This is a genomic window from Corynebacterium sp. p3-SID1194 (assembly GCF_025144155.1).
Taxonomy (GTDB): Bacteria; Actinomycetota; Actinomycetes; order Mycobacteriales; family Mycobacteriaceae; genus Corynebacterium.
Genome location: NZ_JALXWY010000028.1, coordinates 1 through 14,054, shown reverse-complemented (window position 1 = coordinate 14,054; position 14,054 = coordinate 1). Strand labels below are relative to the sequence as shown.

General features: G+C 63.8%; 16 protein-coding genes and 1 tRNA gene. 6 read left to right on the top strand and 11 right to left on the bottom strand.

The window, feature by feature from the left end; genetic code table 11:
* Positions 1–37 precede the first annotated feature (37 nt).
* Positions 38–160, bottom strand: a complete 123-nt coding sequence (ykgO, locus tag M3G19_RS11460) for a type B 50S ribosomal protein L36 (RefSeq protein ID WP_003852698.1) — start codon at positions 158–160, stop codon at positions 38–40.
* A gap of 206 nt (positions 161–366) precedes the next feature.
* Between ykgO and nadE the strand changes: the two genes are divergently transcribed.
* Positions 367–1,251, top strand: coding sequence for an ammonia-dependent NAD(+) synthetase (nadE, locus tag M3G19_RS11455; protein ID WP_259902751.1), 885 nt, complete (start codon positions 367–369; stop codon positions 1,249–1,251).
* Positions 1,252–1,354: 103 nt separating this feature from the next.
* Here the strand turns inward: nadE and M3G19_RS11450 are convergent, their stop codons facing one another.
* The 3 genes from M3G19_RS11450 to M3G19_RS11440 are packed head-to-tail and all read right to left on the bottom strand — an operon-like array spanning position 1,355 to position 2,857.
* The gene (locus M3G19_RS11450; RefSeq protein WP_259902750.1) at positions 1,355–1,558 is read right to left on the bottom strand and encodes a hypothetical protein; all 204 of its coding nucleotides are present in this window, start codon (positions 1,556–1,558) and stop codon (positions 1,355–1,357) included.
* A gap of 38 nt (positions 1,559–1,596) precedes the next feature.
* Positions 1,597–2,385 (bottom strand): fructosamine kinase family protein, encoded by a 789-nt coding sequence (locus M3G19_RS11445; RefSeq protein ID WP_259902749.1) that lies wholly within the window; start codon positions 2,383–2,385, stop codon positions 1,597–1,599.
* Positions 2,378–2,857 carry a methylated-DNA--[protein]-cysteine S-methyltransferase gene (locus M3G19_RS11440; protein WP_210575531.1) on the bottom strand — a complete coding sequence of 160 codons (480 nt, stop codon included), beginning with the start codon at positions 2,855–2,857 and terminating at the stop codon, positions 2,378–2,380. The genes M3G19_RS11445 and M3G19_RS11440 overlap by 8 nt, the downstream gene beginning before the upstream one ends.
* A gap of 104 nt (positions 2,858–2,961) precedes the next feature.
* Here M3G19_RS11440 and M3G19_RS11435 point away from each other — a divergent pair, with 104 nt between their 5' ends.
* The gene (locus tag M3G19_RS11435) at positions 2,962–3,717 is read left to right on the top strand and encodes a hypothetical protein (protein WP_259902748.1); all 756 of its coding nucleotides are present in this window, start codon (positions 2,962–2,964) and stop codon (positions 3,715–3,717) included.
* 55 nt (positions 3,718–3,772) lie between these two features.
* Positions 3,773–4,432 carry a hypothetical protein gene (locus M3G19_RS11430; RefSeq protein WP_259902747.1) on the top strand — a complete coding sequence of 220 codons (660 nt, stop codon included), beginning with the start codon at positions 3,773–3,775 and terminating at the stop codon, positions 4,430–4,432.
* 73 nt (positions 4,433–4,505) lie between these two features.
* Here the strand turns inward: M3G19_RS11430 and M3G19_RS11425 are convergent, their stop codons facing one another.
* Entirely contained in the window at positions 4,506–5,102 is a 597-nt protein-coding gene (locus M3G19_RS11425) for a TetR/AcrR family transcriptional regulator (protein WP_259902746.1), read from the bottom strand.
* 59 nt (positions 5,103–5,161) lie between these two features.
* On the opposite strand from M3G19_RS11425, the gene M3G19_RS11420 reads away from it, so the two are divergent.
* Positions 5,162–6,241, top strand: a complete 1,080-nt coding sequence (locus M3G19_RS11420; protein WP_259902745.1) for a GNAT family N-acetyltransferase — start codon at positions 5,162–5,164, stop codon at positions 6,239–6,241.
* Positions 6,242–6,458: 217 nt separating this feature from the next.
* On the opposite strand, the gene M3G19_RS11415 is transcribed toward M3G19_RS11420, so the two are convergent.
* The 4 genes from M3G19_RS11415 to pgm form a co-directional block, all read right to left on the bottom strand.
* A tRNA-Ala gene (locus M3G19_RS11415) sits at positions 6,459–6,531 on the bottom strand.
* An 88-nt stretch (positions 6,532–6,619) separates the two neighbouring features.
* On the bottom strand, positions 6,620–7,393 hold the full coding sequence (locus M3G19_RS11410; protein ID WP_259902744.1) for a thioredoxin domain-containing protein: 774 nt from the start codon (positions 7,391–7,393) through the stop codon (positions 6,620–6,622).
* Between the two features lie 48 nt (positions 7,394–7,441).
* Positions 7,442–7,963: a MauE/DoxX family redox-associated membrane protein gene (locus M3G19_RS11405; RefSeq protein ID WP_259902743.1), complete on the bottom strand. Its 522-nt coding sequence runs from the start codon at positions 7,961–7,963 to the stop codon at positions 7,442–7,444.
* Between the two features lie 78 nt (positions 7,964–8,041).
* On the bottom strand, positions 8,042–9,700 hold the full coding sequence (pgm, locus tag M3G19_RS11400; protein ID WP_259902742.1) for a phosphoglucomutase (alpha-D-glucose-1,6-bisphosphate-dependent): 1,659 nt from the start codon (positions 9,698–9,700) through the stop codon (positions 8,042–8,044).
* Between the two features lie 155 nt (positions 9,701–9,855).
* Between pgm and M3G19_RS11395 the strand changes: the two genes are divergently transcribed.
* A complete protein-coding gene (locus tag M3G19_RS11395) occupies positions 9,856–10,212 on the top strand; it encodes a CrcB family protein (RefSeq protein WP_259902741.1) in 357 nt (118 codons plus the stop codon).
* Positions 10,209–10,661, top strand: a complete 453-nt coding sequence (locus M3G19_RS11390) for a CrcB family protein (RefSeq protein ID WP_259902740.1) — start codon at positions 10,209–10,211, stop codon at positions 10,659–10,661. The genes M3G19_RS11395 and M3G19_RS11390 overlap by 4 nt, the downstream gene beginning before the upstream one ends.
* A 9-nt stretch (positions 10,662–10,670) precedes the next feature.
* Here the strand turns inward: M3G19_RS11390 and M3G19_RS11385 are convergent, their stop codons facing one another.
* Positions 10,671–13,217 carry an ABC transporter permease gene (locus tag M3G19_RS11385; protein ID WP_259902739.1) on the bottom strand — a complete coding sequence of 849 codons (2,547 nt, stop codon included), beginning with the start codon at positions 13,215–13,217 and terminating at the stop codon, positions 10,671–10,673.
* 11 nt (positions 13,218–13,228) lie between these two features.
* On the bottom strand, positions 13,229–13,996 hold the full coding sequence (locus M3G19_RS11380; RefSeq protein ID WP_259902738.1) for an ABC transporter ATP-binding protein: 768 nt from the start codon (positions 13,994–13,996) through the stop codon (positions 13,229–13,231).
* Positions 13,997–14,054: the final 58 nt, after the last annotated feature.

The following is a 14,054-nucleotide window of genomic DNA, read 5'->3' as shown; positions in this document are numbered from 1 at the left end:
ATGCTCATTGCGACGGGGGCGTCGAAAGCCTTAGCGTTTAGCCCTGACGAGCCTTGAAACGCGGATCCTTCTTGTTGATCACGTAGACCTTACCGCGGCGGCGGACAACCTGAGCGCCCGGCTTGTTCTTCAGCGACCGAAGGGACTTACGGACCTTCATCGGGCGCTCCTTTCTACTCGTTAATGTTCCGAGTGGCCACCGCGACTCCACCTCAATACGAGCAGGTGGCGGCGGACAATCGTTTCTTTCCTCGGCGCACCGTGAAGCGGCGCTGCCGTGCAACGGGAGTCAATGCTACCTGACCGGCCCCGCAGCACCAAAACGGCCCAAACTCACGGTCATCTTTCCGCGCTACGATAGCGGACATGTCTCACGAGTCCGACTCCGCCCCCGACAGCTTGCCTGAGAACCCGTCCCACGACGCGATCGGTGCGACGCAGCAAGAGATCATCGCTGCGCTCGGCGTGAAGCCGTTCATCGCGCCCGCCGGCGAGATCGCCCGGCGCGTCGACTTCCTCGTCGACTACTTGGAGAAGACAGGCGCGAAGGGGTTCGTCCTCGGTATTTCTGGCGGCCAGGACTCGACGCTGGCGGGCAAGCTCGCGCAGCTCGCGGTGGAGAAGACCCGCGAGCAGGGCCGCGAGGCCACGTTCGTCGCGGTCCGTCTCCCCCACGGCGTCCAGGCGGACGAGGACGACGCGCAGCTCGCGCTCGACTTCATCCAGCCGGACCAGCGCGTCACCGTCAATATCGAGCCCGCAACGACGGCGCTCGCGAGCGAGGTCGCGAACAGCCTCAACCAAGAGAAGCTCGGCGACTTCAACAAGGGCAATGTCAAAGCACGCATGCGCATGATCGCCCAGTACGCGATCGCGGGCGAACTCGGTTTGCTAGTCATCGGCACCGACCACGCGGCGGAGAACGTCACGGGCTTCTTCACCAAATTCGGCGATGGCGCAGCCGACCTCGTCCCGCTCGCTGGCCTGAACAAACGCCAGGGCGCGCAGCTTCTCGCGCACCTCGAGGCCGATAAGCGCCTCTACGAGAAAGTGCCCACCGCCGACCTCGAAGAGGACCGCCCGGCGCTGCCCGACGAGGAGGCGCTCGGCATCACCTACGCCGAGATCGACGACTACTTGGAGGGCACGCTTATCGACGCCTCCTCTGCCTCCCGCCTCGAGCACCTCTGGACGGTCGGCCAGCACAAGCGCCATCTACCGCCTGGCCCGGCCGAGACCTGGTGGCTCTAGCCACCCTCATGAATAAGGGTGGAGAACCCTTGGACCCGTGGCGCGGCAGTCTTAGCCCATTATGCGACCACACCGTCATGACGTGAAGTAGGCGGTCGTCCCATCAGCTCGTCCGCCCCATCAACTCATCCATCCATGACTCATCCTGCTCCTCGTCACGGAACTCTTCGACAGTCGTTTGAACCCCTTCAATAGGCTCCCAGTCGGGCTCAAAAGGTTTTCCACGACCGGAGACAACGCCGAGCTCCTGCAAGCGGCCCATTCCCGTTTTCTGCGTCACCACAGACCCCCACAAGATGTAATACATGTACTACAAATGAACGCTACCTGCGCCATTAAGTACCGTCAATGCCCTGGGCCGACGACGCGCAGCGTCTCCTCCGCTGCACGGACCAGCGCAGATCCGTAGCTGGGGCCGTGGGTGTAGGCGTGGACGGCGAGCGGGTGGAGCTGGTGGATCGGGATGCGCCGCTCCCAGTCGCCGCCGGAAGCATCGCCGAGGGAGGAACCGGCGGCGAGGTAGCCGTCGATAAGCGAGCTCAGGTGCGGTGCGCCGAAGAGCTCGAGCATCGCGATGTCCGTCAGCGGGTGACCGCCGTGCGCGGCCGGGTCGATGAACCGTGGGCCGGAGGTGGAAAACAACAGGTTGCCTGTCCAGAGATCGCCGTGAATGCGTGCGAGCGGGGCGTCCTCGTCCTCTGCGAGTAGCGCATCGCACGCGCGCTGGACTGTGTCTAAACCTGCCTCGTCCAGGTTGCCCCGCCTGTGGGCTTTCTCCGCGAACGGTAGGACGCGTTGCGCGGTGTAGAACTCCGCCCAGCGTTTCGTCGGCGTGCATTCCTGTTGCGCGCGGCCGATGAAATTGGGGCCGTCCCAGCCATCGGCAGGCGCCCCGAACGCATCCGCCCCCATCGCGTGAATGGCTGCGAGCTCGCGGCCGGCCTCCTTGGCGGCGTCGGCACTCGGGCGGGCGCTGTCGACGCGCTCGATGGTCACCGTGTTGGCATCTTCGTCGAGGTCTACAACCTCCACTACCGCATCAGATCCCTCCCGCAGCCAACGTAGGTACGCCGCTTCCGCTGCTGCCGCGCCCGGCGCGCTGCCCTGCTTGACGAAGACGTCTGCCTTAGACATCGACACCTTCCAATTCGAGTAGGAAACGCTTCGTCTCGGAGCCGTCGCGGTAGCCGCCTAAGCCCCCGTCCGCGCGCAGGACCCGGTGGCACGGGACCAGCAGCGGCAACGGGTTATTCGCACACGCCCCGCCGACCGCGCGCACGGCCTTCGGATTGCCGACCTTGCCGGCGAGCTCCCGGTACGTCGTGGTCTCCCCGTACGGCACGCGGGCGAGCTCGCGCAGGACACGTCCGCGAAAGTCGGTCGCGAAACGGTAATCCAGCGGCACCGTGAACTCGCGGCGGCGTCCCGCGAAATACTCCTTCAACTGGTGTGCGGCGAGCGGGACCACAGCGTGCGCCCCGATTCGGTCGCGTTCGGCCTCGATCCCGTCGGACTCGAACAGCACCTTCGCAACCCCCGCCTGCGACACCACCAACCCGATCTGGCCGATCGGGGACTCGATCTGGTGGAACTGCAGCTCGTCCATGGCCCCCACGGTACTTAGCTTCCCGCTTACGCGCTGCTCATGCACGCTTCCTAATATGCACTCTTCCCAGCCATGTGTCGTATATCACTGTTACGGTGGCGGTTATGAGCACCCCCAAACGATTCTCCGCATTGACCGTCACCGCCATCACGGTCTTGTCAGTGTCGGCTTGCAGCATCGAACTTAGTGCGGGCTCTACATCCGAGGAGGAGACCGCCACAGAAGCACCGACCGACATCGAAACGACCTCCGAGACCAGCTCCGCCGAGGAGACAACTTCGTCAAGCTCGTCGTCGTCTTCGTCCTCGTCTTCTTCGTCTTCGTCCACCACTTCGTCCAGTAGCGGGGACGACGAGACTGAGGACTTCAACGAATACGACGGTGTCAGCACCCTCGATTTCTTCGCTGCTCTTGGCGAAGTCGAGGGAATGCACGCTACCGACAGGGAGAGCGACCCGGAGAAGCTCCGTACCTCCGCCAAGCTCTTCAACGAGGACGAGTCCTTGCGGGCGGACGTCTTCATCTTCATTCCGACTCCGGACGGCGAACCCGCCCCAGTGAAGTCCCACTCGGACGAAGGACTCGAAAACGCCTACGAATCTGCCCGTGACGTCTTCGAGGAAGAGGGCCACGACGTCGAAGAGACGGAGATCACGACGAAGAATCTGGAGTGGAAGTGCGTGGAAGCGCAGCAGTCCCAGGGCGACGGCGACATCGACCATGCTATTTGCGACGCGGCTTTCGCCGGCCGCGTCATCGACGTCCAGCGCATCATCCTGCACGATGACCGCGACCAGAAGGATAAGCAGTTGGACACGTTGCTCGAGAAAGTCGACGCTGCCCTAGATACTCTGAAATAGCCACCCACGCTCGCCGACCCCATCCCACAACCAAGAATCGAGCAGTCCATTGAATGTGCGCACAACCCTGACCGGCATTTCGCTCAGTCTCGCCGCGACTGCGCTCGTCGCGTGCGGAACATCTGAACCATCGACCATCGAGGGCACCAACCCGCCTATCGACGCCGCTGTCTGCAACGGCGACACCTCATGCGAGTCCGACATGCGCGAACTGAGCCACAAGCTCGAGCCTTCCGACGACGCGAATGATGACGGAATCATCGACCAGGAAGAGCTGGACGCGGCGCGGAAGAGGCTGGACGAGGAAGAAGCAGCTGCGTCGGCAAGGGAGGCCGCTTCCGCTTCTTCAGCTGCCGCAGCTTCGTCGAGCCGCGCCGAGGCAGAGGCCTCTCAGTCCTCCGAAGCAGAAGCTGAGCGCTCCGAGTCTGAGCGCTCGGAAGCCGAGAGCAAGGAAGACACCGAGAGCGAACCTGCTCGCGAACAAGAAGACCAGGAACCCGCCCCGGAGCCACAGGAAGACCAGTCAGAGCAGGCCCCGCAGGAGTCGCCGAAAAACCAAGGTCCGCCGCCACTCGAGTGGGCAACCTTAGGTCCGTACGCCAGCCTGTCCGCCTGCGAGGACACCCGCGCCAAGTGGCCGGTCAACTCCCACCCCTGTTACACCGGCCCCGACGGAAAAGCCTACTTCGAAGGCCAGCGCCAAGCTCTTCAGTAAAGCTTGTAGAGGGAAGAGGCAGGGCCCACCGCCCGCAGGTATCCACAACAGTGCGCCGGTATAGAAAGGCCCCTCACGACAGGAGTGCCGTGATGCCGTCGGAGAGAATCTCGCGTGGGCTGATGTGGTGCGTCGCGTGGAGCCGCGCATAGGTAGGAGCTTGGTCAGGGTCAATGGCGACACGCTTCTCGTCAGATGCCACGGGGGAGGTCAGGGAGGCGCCGATCACCAGGTTGGATAATCGGTAGGCAGTTCCCAGCGGATCCGGGGTACCCGCTTGTTCGAGCAGGACGCACATCCGCTCGGAAAGGGCCAGGTACGCCGGGCCCCTGGGAGCGCGCATACCGATGACCTGACCGGCCCACCGGTGGGTCGTGAGGTGCGCGAAGAAGGCGTCCATCAGGGCAGGCAGGTCGGCGTTGCGGATCGACTCAGACATCACGGGATCGTCTGCAAGCGCTGTGTCGAGGGCGAGGTCGAACAGATCGTCAACGGAATCGACGCGGGAGTACAGGCTGGCTGGAGCGACACCCACCTGTTGCGCCACAGATCGCAGGGTGAGGGCCCTCAACCCGCCTTCGTCCAGCAGCCTTACCGATGCCCTCGCAACCTCGACGATGTCCACTGCGCGGAGGCGTTGCACAGGTTTGCGGTGTTCCCAGTAGCTCACCCCACCAACCTAACCAAACACGCTTCAGTTAGCTATCCAATCTATGTTAGGTTTACCGCATGCTGGATGCCACCACCCTCCCGATCACCTTTGAGAACACTCGCCTACGCCCCCTCTCTGAGCTGGACGCAGACGCGTATGCAACCGGCACTAAGGATGAAGCGGTGCGGCGCTTCGGCCACCTGCCCGAGTCCGACTACACCCCCGAGTCCGTGCGACGGATGATCCGCGAAGAGGTCGCGGCGGGTATGTCGTCAGGCACGCTGGCAGTCCTCGCACTTGCCGACGCCGAGACGGACCGGTTCGTGGGCTCCTTGGTGCTCTTCGACGTCAGCTCCAAGGCTGCCGAGGTCGGGTTCTGGATTCATCCGGATGCGCGGGGAGCAGGGCACGCTCGTCGGGGCCTGGAGTTGGCATCGCGCTTCGCGCGCAACAGTGGACTGCGAACCTTGACGGCACGCACACTCCCGGAGAACAAGGCCTCCCAGCGATGCTTGACGGCCACAGGGTTCCATGAGGTCGAGCGATCCGTCGGGACCACACCCGCAGGACAGCACGAGGAGTTGATCCACTACCGGCGCGATCTCCAGCCCACCGCCCAATGGCCGTTGGCGACAGAGCGGCTTCTGCTCCGTCCACATAACGCCGACGATGCCGAATGGCTTCACGAGCTGTACTCGCGACCCGATGTTGCCCGCTACCTGCTGGACGAGCCATGGACCGCGGAAGTCACCCGCGAAAAGCTCGCCGAGCGGCTAGCGAAGACTGACATCGATGGCGAGACTGGCGCGCTTGCGCTGGTCATCGAGCATGACGGCGTCCCGATCGGAGACATCGCGTTGTGGCTCACCGATCACGAGCACCGTCAATGCGAGATCGGGTGGGTTCTCGACCCGGCGCACGGTGGGCAAGGTTTCGCCAGCGAAGCCGTCCGAGCAGTACTCGCCCTCGGGTTTGACCACTACCGGCTCCACCGCATCACCGCGCAGATGGATGCCCGAAACAGCGCCTCGGCAGCACTGGCTCGTCGTGTCGGGCTCCGGCTCGAAGCACATCACGTCCAGGACTGGTTCAGCAAGGGCGAATGGACCGACACCCTCATCTTCGCGCGACTTGCCTCCGAGCACATGTGCCAATGATCGGGAGTCTGACTTTCATGCTCCCTGTACGCGACTCCCAAATCTACCGCGCTCTGACGACGTAGGTGAGTCACGGTGGATCATCAACATGTACCCCCTGCCATGACTGGCCTACTGCTGGGCACCGGGACGCTCCGACACCGCCGAAGGCGAGTCACCGCAGAAACAAAACTGCCCCGCCATCAGGCGGGGCAAGTTTCGATTTTCTCATCTTACGTGGAGCTAACGGGATTCGAACCCGTGACCCCCACACTGCCAGTGTGGTGCGCTACCAACTGCGCCATAGCCCCGTTGCTTCAGCGGGGACTCCCGCGAAGCGACTTCGATAAATATACACCGGGCTACGAGCGAGACCAAAATCGCTCGCAGCCAGCGGTTTTAGTTAGCGAGGAGGTCGTCGATCCAATTTTCGAGCGGGTTGGATTCGACGTCCTTGCCGTCGACAAGCACGCGCGGAGAAGAAAGGTCGCCGGTCTTGTCCACGAGGTCCTTCTGGTTGGCCTCGCCGAGCTCCTTAGCCTGATCCATGTACTCACTGTTACGAATCGCCTCGACCGCACCCTTGGAGGCGCCGACGCTCTTCGCTATGTCAGCAAGCTGATCCGGGGTGACACCAGCCAGGTTCTCCTGCTCCTCGAGCAGCGCCTTGCGCATGTTCCAGTACGGCTCGACCTCGCCCTTATCCGCGAGAGCCAGGGCCGCTGCAAGGGTGTTAGTGGAGTGAGCAGGCTTGTATTTCTCAGCGGTGCCGTCGAGGAAGACCATCGGGTGAATGTGAACCTTCAGCTCGCCGGCCTTGATCTTTTCCAGCATCTGCTCGTCGGTCTTCTTCGCCAGTTCGCTGCAGTAGTAGCAGCCAAAGTCCTCATAGAGGGAGGCTTCCTTCGCGCCGTCGCTGTTCTCGCCGGACAGCGTAACGGTGTTGTCCGTGAGCTCCATGGTCACACCGTCGACGGGCTCGACATTCTCGGCGATGCGGTCAGCGATCGCACCGCGGCCGTTGTACACGATCAGGCCGATCACCAGGGCGCCGACGAGCAGCAGCGCGAGAATCGCCCAAAGGAAGCCCTTGCCGCCGGAGGAATTCGGGTTGACCACCTTGGTGGATCCCTTAGCGGATTTCTTGGTGGTCGGCTTAGAAGAGGAAGTCACAGTGCATCACCTTATGTATTCGAGGTCGAGCTGTTTCACCGGAAAAGCTTACGGGTACAGCGCGAATTTCTTAAACGGGCGGTAGATCATGAACAGCGTCACGGCGATCAGGCCAATATCGCGGGCGATGGCCCACAACAGGTCGCCGCCGGTGTTGTTCGGGTCTGGCGCGAAGCAGCCGCAGTCGATCTGCAGGCCGCGGGCATACGCGGACGTGAGGCCGATGACAAAGAGAACGAGCACACCGAACGACACCCAACCAGCGGGACGAATTTTAATGCCCAACAGCAGGATCAAACCGCCGGCGAGCTCGAGCGGGCCGATGAGGTGAGCCAGCAGGCTGGACCAGTACGGAGTGAAAATCTCGTACGCTTCAATGCTTTGCGTCACGGCGAAGTGCTTGCCCAGCTTCGTGGTGCCAGAGAAAATCCACATCGCGGCAAGCCCGAAGCGCGCGAGCGCGGAGAGCACGTCAAGCACGCGTTCGCTTGACGACGTCTCCCCTGCCCCCGGCTCCCCGTCTTCCCGAGTGTCAGCCTCTGTCACCTGCACATCATGTTTAATTGCCACCTCAACGACCTTAGTCGATGGGCGAAGCGCCGAGAAGCTTCTCGCTGTGAGGTTCCCGTCACCTCCCTGTGCCGGGGACTACTCCCCGAGCACGGCGCTGACGACGTCTTGGGCTTCCTGCTGCACCTGTTTCAGGTGCTCTTCGCCGTTGAATGATTCAGCGTAGATCTTGTATTTATCCTCCGTACCGGACGGGCGCGCAGCGAACCATGCGTTGTCGGTGGTGACCTTCAGGCCGCCGATCGCGGCGCCGTTGCCGGGTGCTTCGGTGAGCTTGGCGGTGATCTCGTCGCCGGCGAGCGTGGTCGCCGTGACCTGCTCCGGGGAGAGCTTCTTCAAGATGGCCTTCTGCTCACGGTTCGCCTCCGCGTCGGTGCGGGCGTAGACCGGCGCGCCGAACTTCTCTTCCAGTTCGGCATAGCGCTGCGACGGCGTATTCCCCGTCACCGCGGTGATCTCAGCGGCGAGCAGATCCATGATCAGGCCGTCCTTGTCGGTCGACCAGACGGTGCCGTCTTTGCGCAGGAAGGATGCACCGGCGGATTCTTCGCCGCCGAAGCCGACCGAGCCGTCGATAAGCCCGGGCACGAACCACTTGAAGCCGACAGGCACCTCGACGAGCTTCTTGTCCAGCGATGCCACCACGCGGTCGATCATCGAGGACGACACGAGGGTCTTGCCCACGGCGGTGTCGGCGCCCCAGCCATCGCGGTGGCTGAACAGGTACTCGATGGCCACGGCGAGGTAGTGGTTCGGGTTCATCAGGCCTGCATCTGGGGTGACAATGCCGTGGCGGTCCGCGTCCGCGTCATTGCCCGTCGCGATGTCGTATTTCTCGCGGTTCGCGACCAAGCTCGCCATGGAATTCGGCGAGGAGCAGTCCATGCGGATCTTGCCGTCGGTGTCCAGTGTCATGAACCGCCACGTCGCATCCACAGCCGGATTGACCACCGTGAGGTCGAGCTTGTGCGCCTCGGCGATCGCTCCCCAGTAGTCGACGCTGGCGCCACCCATCGGGTCCGCGCCGATGCGCACGCCGGCATTCCGGATCGCGTCGATGTCCACGACATTCGGCAAGTCAGCAACGTAGGTGTCCATGAACGGGTGTGTGCCAGCGCGCTCGTCGAGTACGCCGGTCACCGGTGTGCGCTGCACGCCCTCCAACCCATCGGCCAGGTAGTTATTGGCGCGCCCCGCGATCCAGTCCGTGGCATCCGTGTCCGCCGGGCCGCCCGATGGCGGGTTGTATTTGAAGCCGCCGTCGCGCGGCGGGTTATGGGATGGGGTGATCACGATGCCATCGGCGCGCTTCGGGTCGGTGCCGGTCACGCCGCCAGCCAGCTTCGCATTGTGCGCCAGGATCGCATGCGACACGGCGGGGGTGGGAGTGTAGCGCCCCGCGGCGTCGACAAGCACTGCGATGTCGTTCGCGATGAGGACCTCGAGCGCGGAGACCATCGCCGGCTCGGACAGCGCGTGCGTGTCGCGGCCGATGTAGACCGGCCCGCCAATCGAATTCTCGCGGCGGTAATCCACGATCGCCTGCGTCGTCGCCCAAATGTGCTGCTGGTTGAACGCGTTGTCCAAGCTCGACCCGCGGTGCCCCGACGTGCCGAAAGACACCTGCTGATCCGGGTCCGCTGCGTCGATGTCGCGCGTGTAGTAGGCGGTGACCACCTCCGCGATGTCGATCAAATCCTCGGGGCGTGCTGGCTGGCCTGCTCGCTCATGTGCCATGGCGTGAAAGCTCCTTTTTCGGTGTGCGTGCTTGTCAATCGTCGGGGGTCACTATCCATCTTCCCCTGACTTTCACGAGCCCGCCATCTATGTGCCTCCTGTGTGCGGCGCTCCCCCATTCCGCGTGCGCACACACCGTGGGCTACCGTGAAAGCGTGGTGAACACGGCATTCAAGGAAGCTCTCGCGATCGGTTTCGGCGCGTCTTTCGGTGCGCTCGCACGCTTCGCATTCACCCCGCTCATCGCGCCGGAGCCGCCGTCCGAGATCGTCATCATCTTCGTCATCAACGCGATCGGCTGCTTTCTCATGGGCTTCTTCGACCCAGGCCCGTTCTGGGGCCGCGGCATGATCGGCGGCTTCACCACGTTTTCCGCCGTGTCATTTTTGGCCATGCAGTCCAGCGCGTTCATCGCGCTCGTCTACATGGTGAGCACCATGCTCGTCGCGCTCGCAGCGTGGGAGCTGGGAGACGCTTTACGACGCCACCGCTCCCCCGAGGTCGCCCCATGACCCAGTTGAATCCCCGCACTCCGCAGTACCAGGGCCCCGAAGGTGTCGTCGGCAGCCACTTGCTGGAAGCGTTGAGCACCGGCGAAGGCCTCAAAACAATCGCTCTGCTTTTCATTCTCGTCGGATTCGGCGCATTTCTCGGCGGCATGGCCCGCTCCGCGCTGAGCATGCTGCTGCCCGGCAGACCCGGCACCTTCGCCGCGAATGTGGTGGGCTCCGCCGTCGTCGGTTTCTCCGCCGCCCTGCCTGTGCTATGGCCCGCGTTCCTCGGCGCCGGATTCGCCGGCGCCGTGTCCACGCTGTCGACAATGGCGAAGGAGCTGGGCGCGCTCGTGCGGCAGAGGCAATGGTGGACGCTCACCCGCTATGTTCTGCTCACCTGCACCGTCGGCATCGTCGCCGCATGGTTCGGGCTCAAATACGGGTTGCGTATCATCTCCGCGCTCTGACCCCCGCGCTTATTCCGCGATCGCGTCGAGCGGCGGGGTTTTCGCCGCACGCTGCGCCGGCCACAGCGCCGCGACGATTCCGACGAGCACCGAACCTGCGAGCATCCCGCCGATCATCGTCCACGGGTAGGCGATATTCTCCAGGCCTTGGTCAGCCAGCACCGTGAGGAAAGCCCACCCGAGCAACAGACCCGCGCCCACGCCCAACAGAGCACCGAACACAGCGATCTGGACCGACTCCAGAATGATCATGGTGCGCACCTGACCGCGCTGCGTGCCCACCGCGCGGAGCATGCCGATCTCCTGCCGGCGCTCAATCACCGACAGGGTCAGCGTGTTGATGATGCCGAGAACCGCGATCACCACCGCCAACGACAGCAGCGCGTAGAGGATATACAGCATCTGGTTGATCATCTGCTGCGCCTCTCCGCCGAGGTCCTCTGGAGAACGGACCTGCACCACGATGTCGTCGTGCACCGCCGCCTCGAGGTTGGCGCGCAATTCATCCTCGCTGACAGAACCGTCGTTATTCACGCCGACCATCAGCACCTTGAAGCTCTCCGGCGGCATGAGCTGCTCCACCGTCTTTTGAGACAGCACCCACGACGAGAAGATATTCGAGTCCTCGAACAAACCCGTCACCGTGGCTTCCGCCTCAGGCGCACTCTCCCAGCCGGGCGCGGCGATAGTCACCGTGTCTCCGAGCGCCACGCCTTTTTCTTGGGCGAGGGAGGCGGGGAGGAGAACGCCGCCGTCGATAAGCGAAGAGCTGCCCTCCGTCATGTTGAGCGTGACGAGCTCGCCTGGGTCTCCCGCAATGACATCCGTGGCTCCTACCGGACCGAACTGGTTGCCGAACTCCCCGTTCACCGTCACGCGCGCCTGCGTGTACGAGACGATCTCTCCGGCTCCGTCCACATTCTCCACGCGCTGTGGCAGGTCGTTCGGGATGGGGAACGCGCCCAGCTGCGGGCCGATGAGCACCATGTCCGCGTCGACGTCGTTCTCCAGCACATCGTCGACGGAACGCTCCATCGTCGCGCCCAGCATGCCGATGACGGTGACCAACGCGATACCGAGCATGAGCGCGAACGCCGTCGCCGACGCGCGGCGCGGATTGCGCTTCGAATTCGTCGCCGCCAGCGAACCGACCGAACCGAACGGCGCACCGATAATTCGACCGAGCACCGGCACCACCGGCAACGACAATGCCGGCCCGGCGAGGAAAAGACCGACGACGATCAGCACCGCTGCAGCGCCAATCAACGCCGCGCGGCGCCCCGTCGAACCGTCGTCCCACATCACGCCCCACGCGAGCAGAGCCCCGCCCGCAGCGAGAAGCAGCGTGCCGAATACCGTCCGAGCGACAAGCGGCTGCGGAGCCGCCGACTCGCTCGACCGCATCGCCTCGACCGGCTCAACGCGGCCGGCGCGACGGGCAGGAGCCCACGCCGACAGCACCGTCACCAGCGCGCCGACGACGATCGGCACCGCCACTGCGCTCACGGACAGACCCGATCCGGCGCCCGGCAGACCCATCCCCTTGGCGTCCATCACCGCGCGGATCACCGCCACCAAACCAGCGCCAGCCACGACACCCAGCGCTGATCCGAGCAGACCGATGAGCAAGGACTCCACAACAACAGAACGAGTGATCTGCCCCTTCGACGCGCCGAGCGCCCGCAGCAGCGCGAATTCCTTCGTCCTCTGCGCCACGATCATCGAGAACGTGTTGGCGATCAAGAACGTGCCCACCAACAGGCCCACGAGACCGAAAGCAGTCAGGAAATAACTGACGAAACTCAGGCCTTGGCGGATCTGCTTGGAGAGGTCGTCGGCAAGCACCGAGCCCTCTTTGACCGTGAGGTCACTGTGTTCCTGCGCGATGCGGTCCTTAAGCTGCGCTGGATCGGTGCCCTCCGCCGCCTTGAGCGTGAGACCCGGAACGTACCGGCCGTTGGTATAAAACTCCACAAACGCGCTCTCCGGCACCTTCACCATCAGCGAAGCTGCCCGGTCGAGCTCATCGGTGTACAGACCCGTCACCGTCATCTCGTGGCGGCCTTCGGCGTCCACGACGATGATCGTGTCGCCCACCGCGATGCCGTAATTCTCCGCGCCTGCCGCATTCAACAGCGCCTCGCCCGGCTTCGTCGGCCCGTTGCCCTCAGTGATGTCGAAAGGCGGGCCCACGACAGCGTCATCCGGGTAGTACAGGCCCACGCGCGCTTCGCCGCCGCCTGTCTGGATCGCGTTCGCCTCAGCGTCGGCGACGACCACCGGCTCGGATCCGTCGATCGCAACCCGCGCGACCTGCGGGTCCGCAGCGAGCGATTCCCGCACCTCCGCGGGAACGACCGACTTGCCTTCCGCCGGCTTCACCGCCACGTCGACATCGTCGTACATGCTCGACACAGCCGAATCGAAAGTGCGCTCAAGCATATTCGTGAACATCAGCGAGCCCGAAATGAACGCCGTGCCCAGCACGACAGCGAGCACCGTGAGCGCGAGTCGCAGCTTGTGGGCGCCGATGTTGCGCACCGACACCTTCGTCATCGCGCCCGCCATCAGCCCTCGATTCCGTTCATCGTGGACAGGATCGATTCCATCGTGGGTGCGCGGAGTTCGTCGACGATATTGCCGTCCGCGAGGAACACGACGCGATCCGCGTACGACGCCGCACGCGCATCGTGGGTGACGATCACGACGGTCTGCTCGTCGCCGTCGACCGCCGCGCGCAGAATCTCCAGGACCTCGCGCGAAGAGTTGGAATCGAGATTGCCCGTCGGCTCGTCCCCGAAGATGATTTCAGGGCGGCTCACCAGGGCACGCGCGCACGCCACGCGCTGCTGCTGTCCGCCGGATAACTCGCTCGGACGGTGGCTGAGACGCTTCGCCAGGCCGAGACGCTCGGTGATCTCGTCGTACCACGCGCCATCGACCTTCCGCCCCGCGATATCAGCCGGCAGCGTGATATTCTCCGCCGCCGTCAGCGTGGGCACCAGGTTGAAGGACTGGAAAATGAAGCCCAAACGGTCGCGGCGCAGAGCAGTCAGCTCCTTCTCGCTCAACGTCGACAGCTCCGTCCCGCCGATCTCCACGGAGCCGGCATCGAAAGAATCCAGGCCCGCCATCGTGTGCATCAGCGTCGACTTGCCGGAACCACTCGGCCCCATGATCGCCGTGAACTCGTTGCGCGCGAACTCTACGCTTACGCCATCCAGCGCGGTGACTTTCGTGTCGCCTGCGCCATACGACTTCACCAAACTCACGGCGCGAGCAGCAGGAGCATTTCGCTTATCGACGACACCCTCCCCCACCGAATGCTTCCCCATCTCCACACTCTCCTTATCCGACGCAGGTCTATTGCAACCCGGATTAGTTTACGGAATG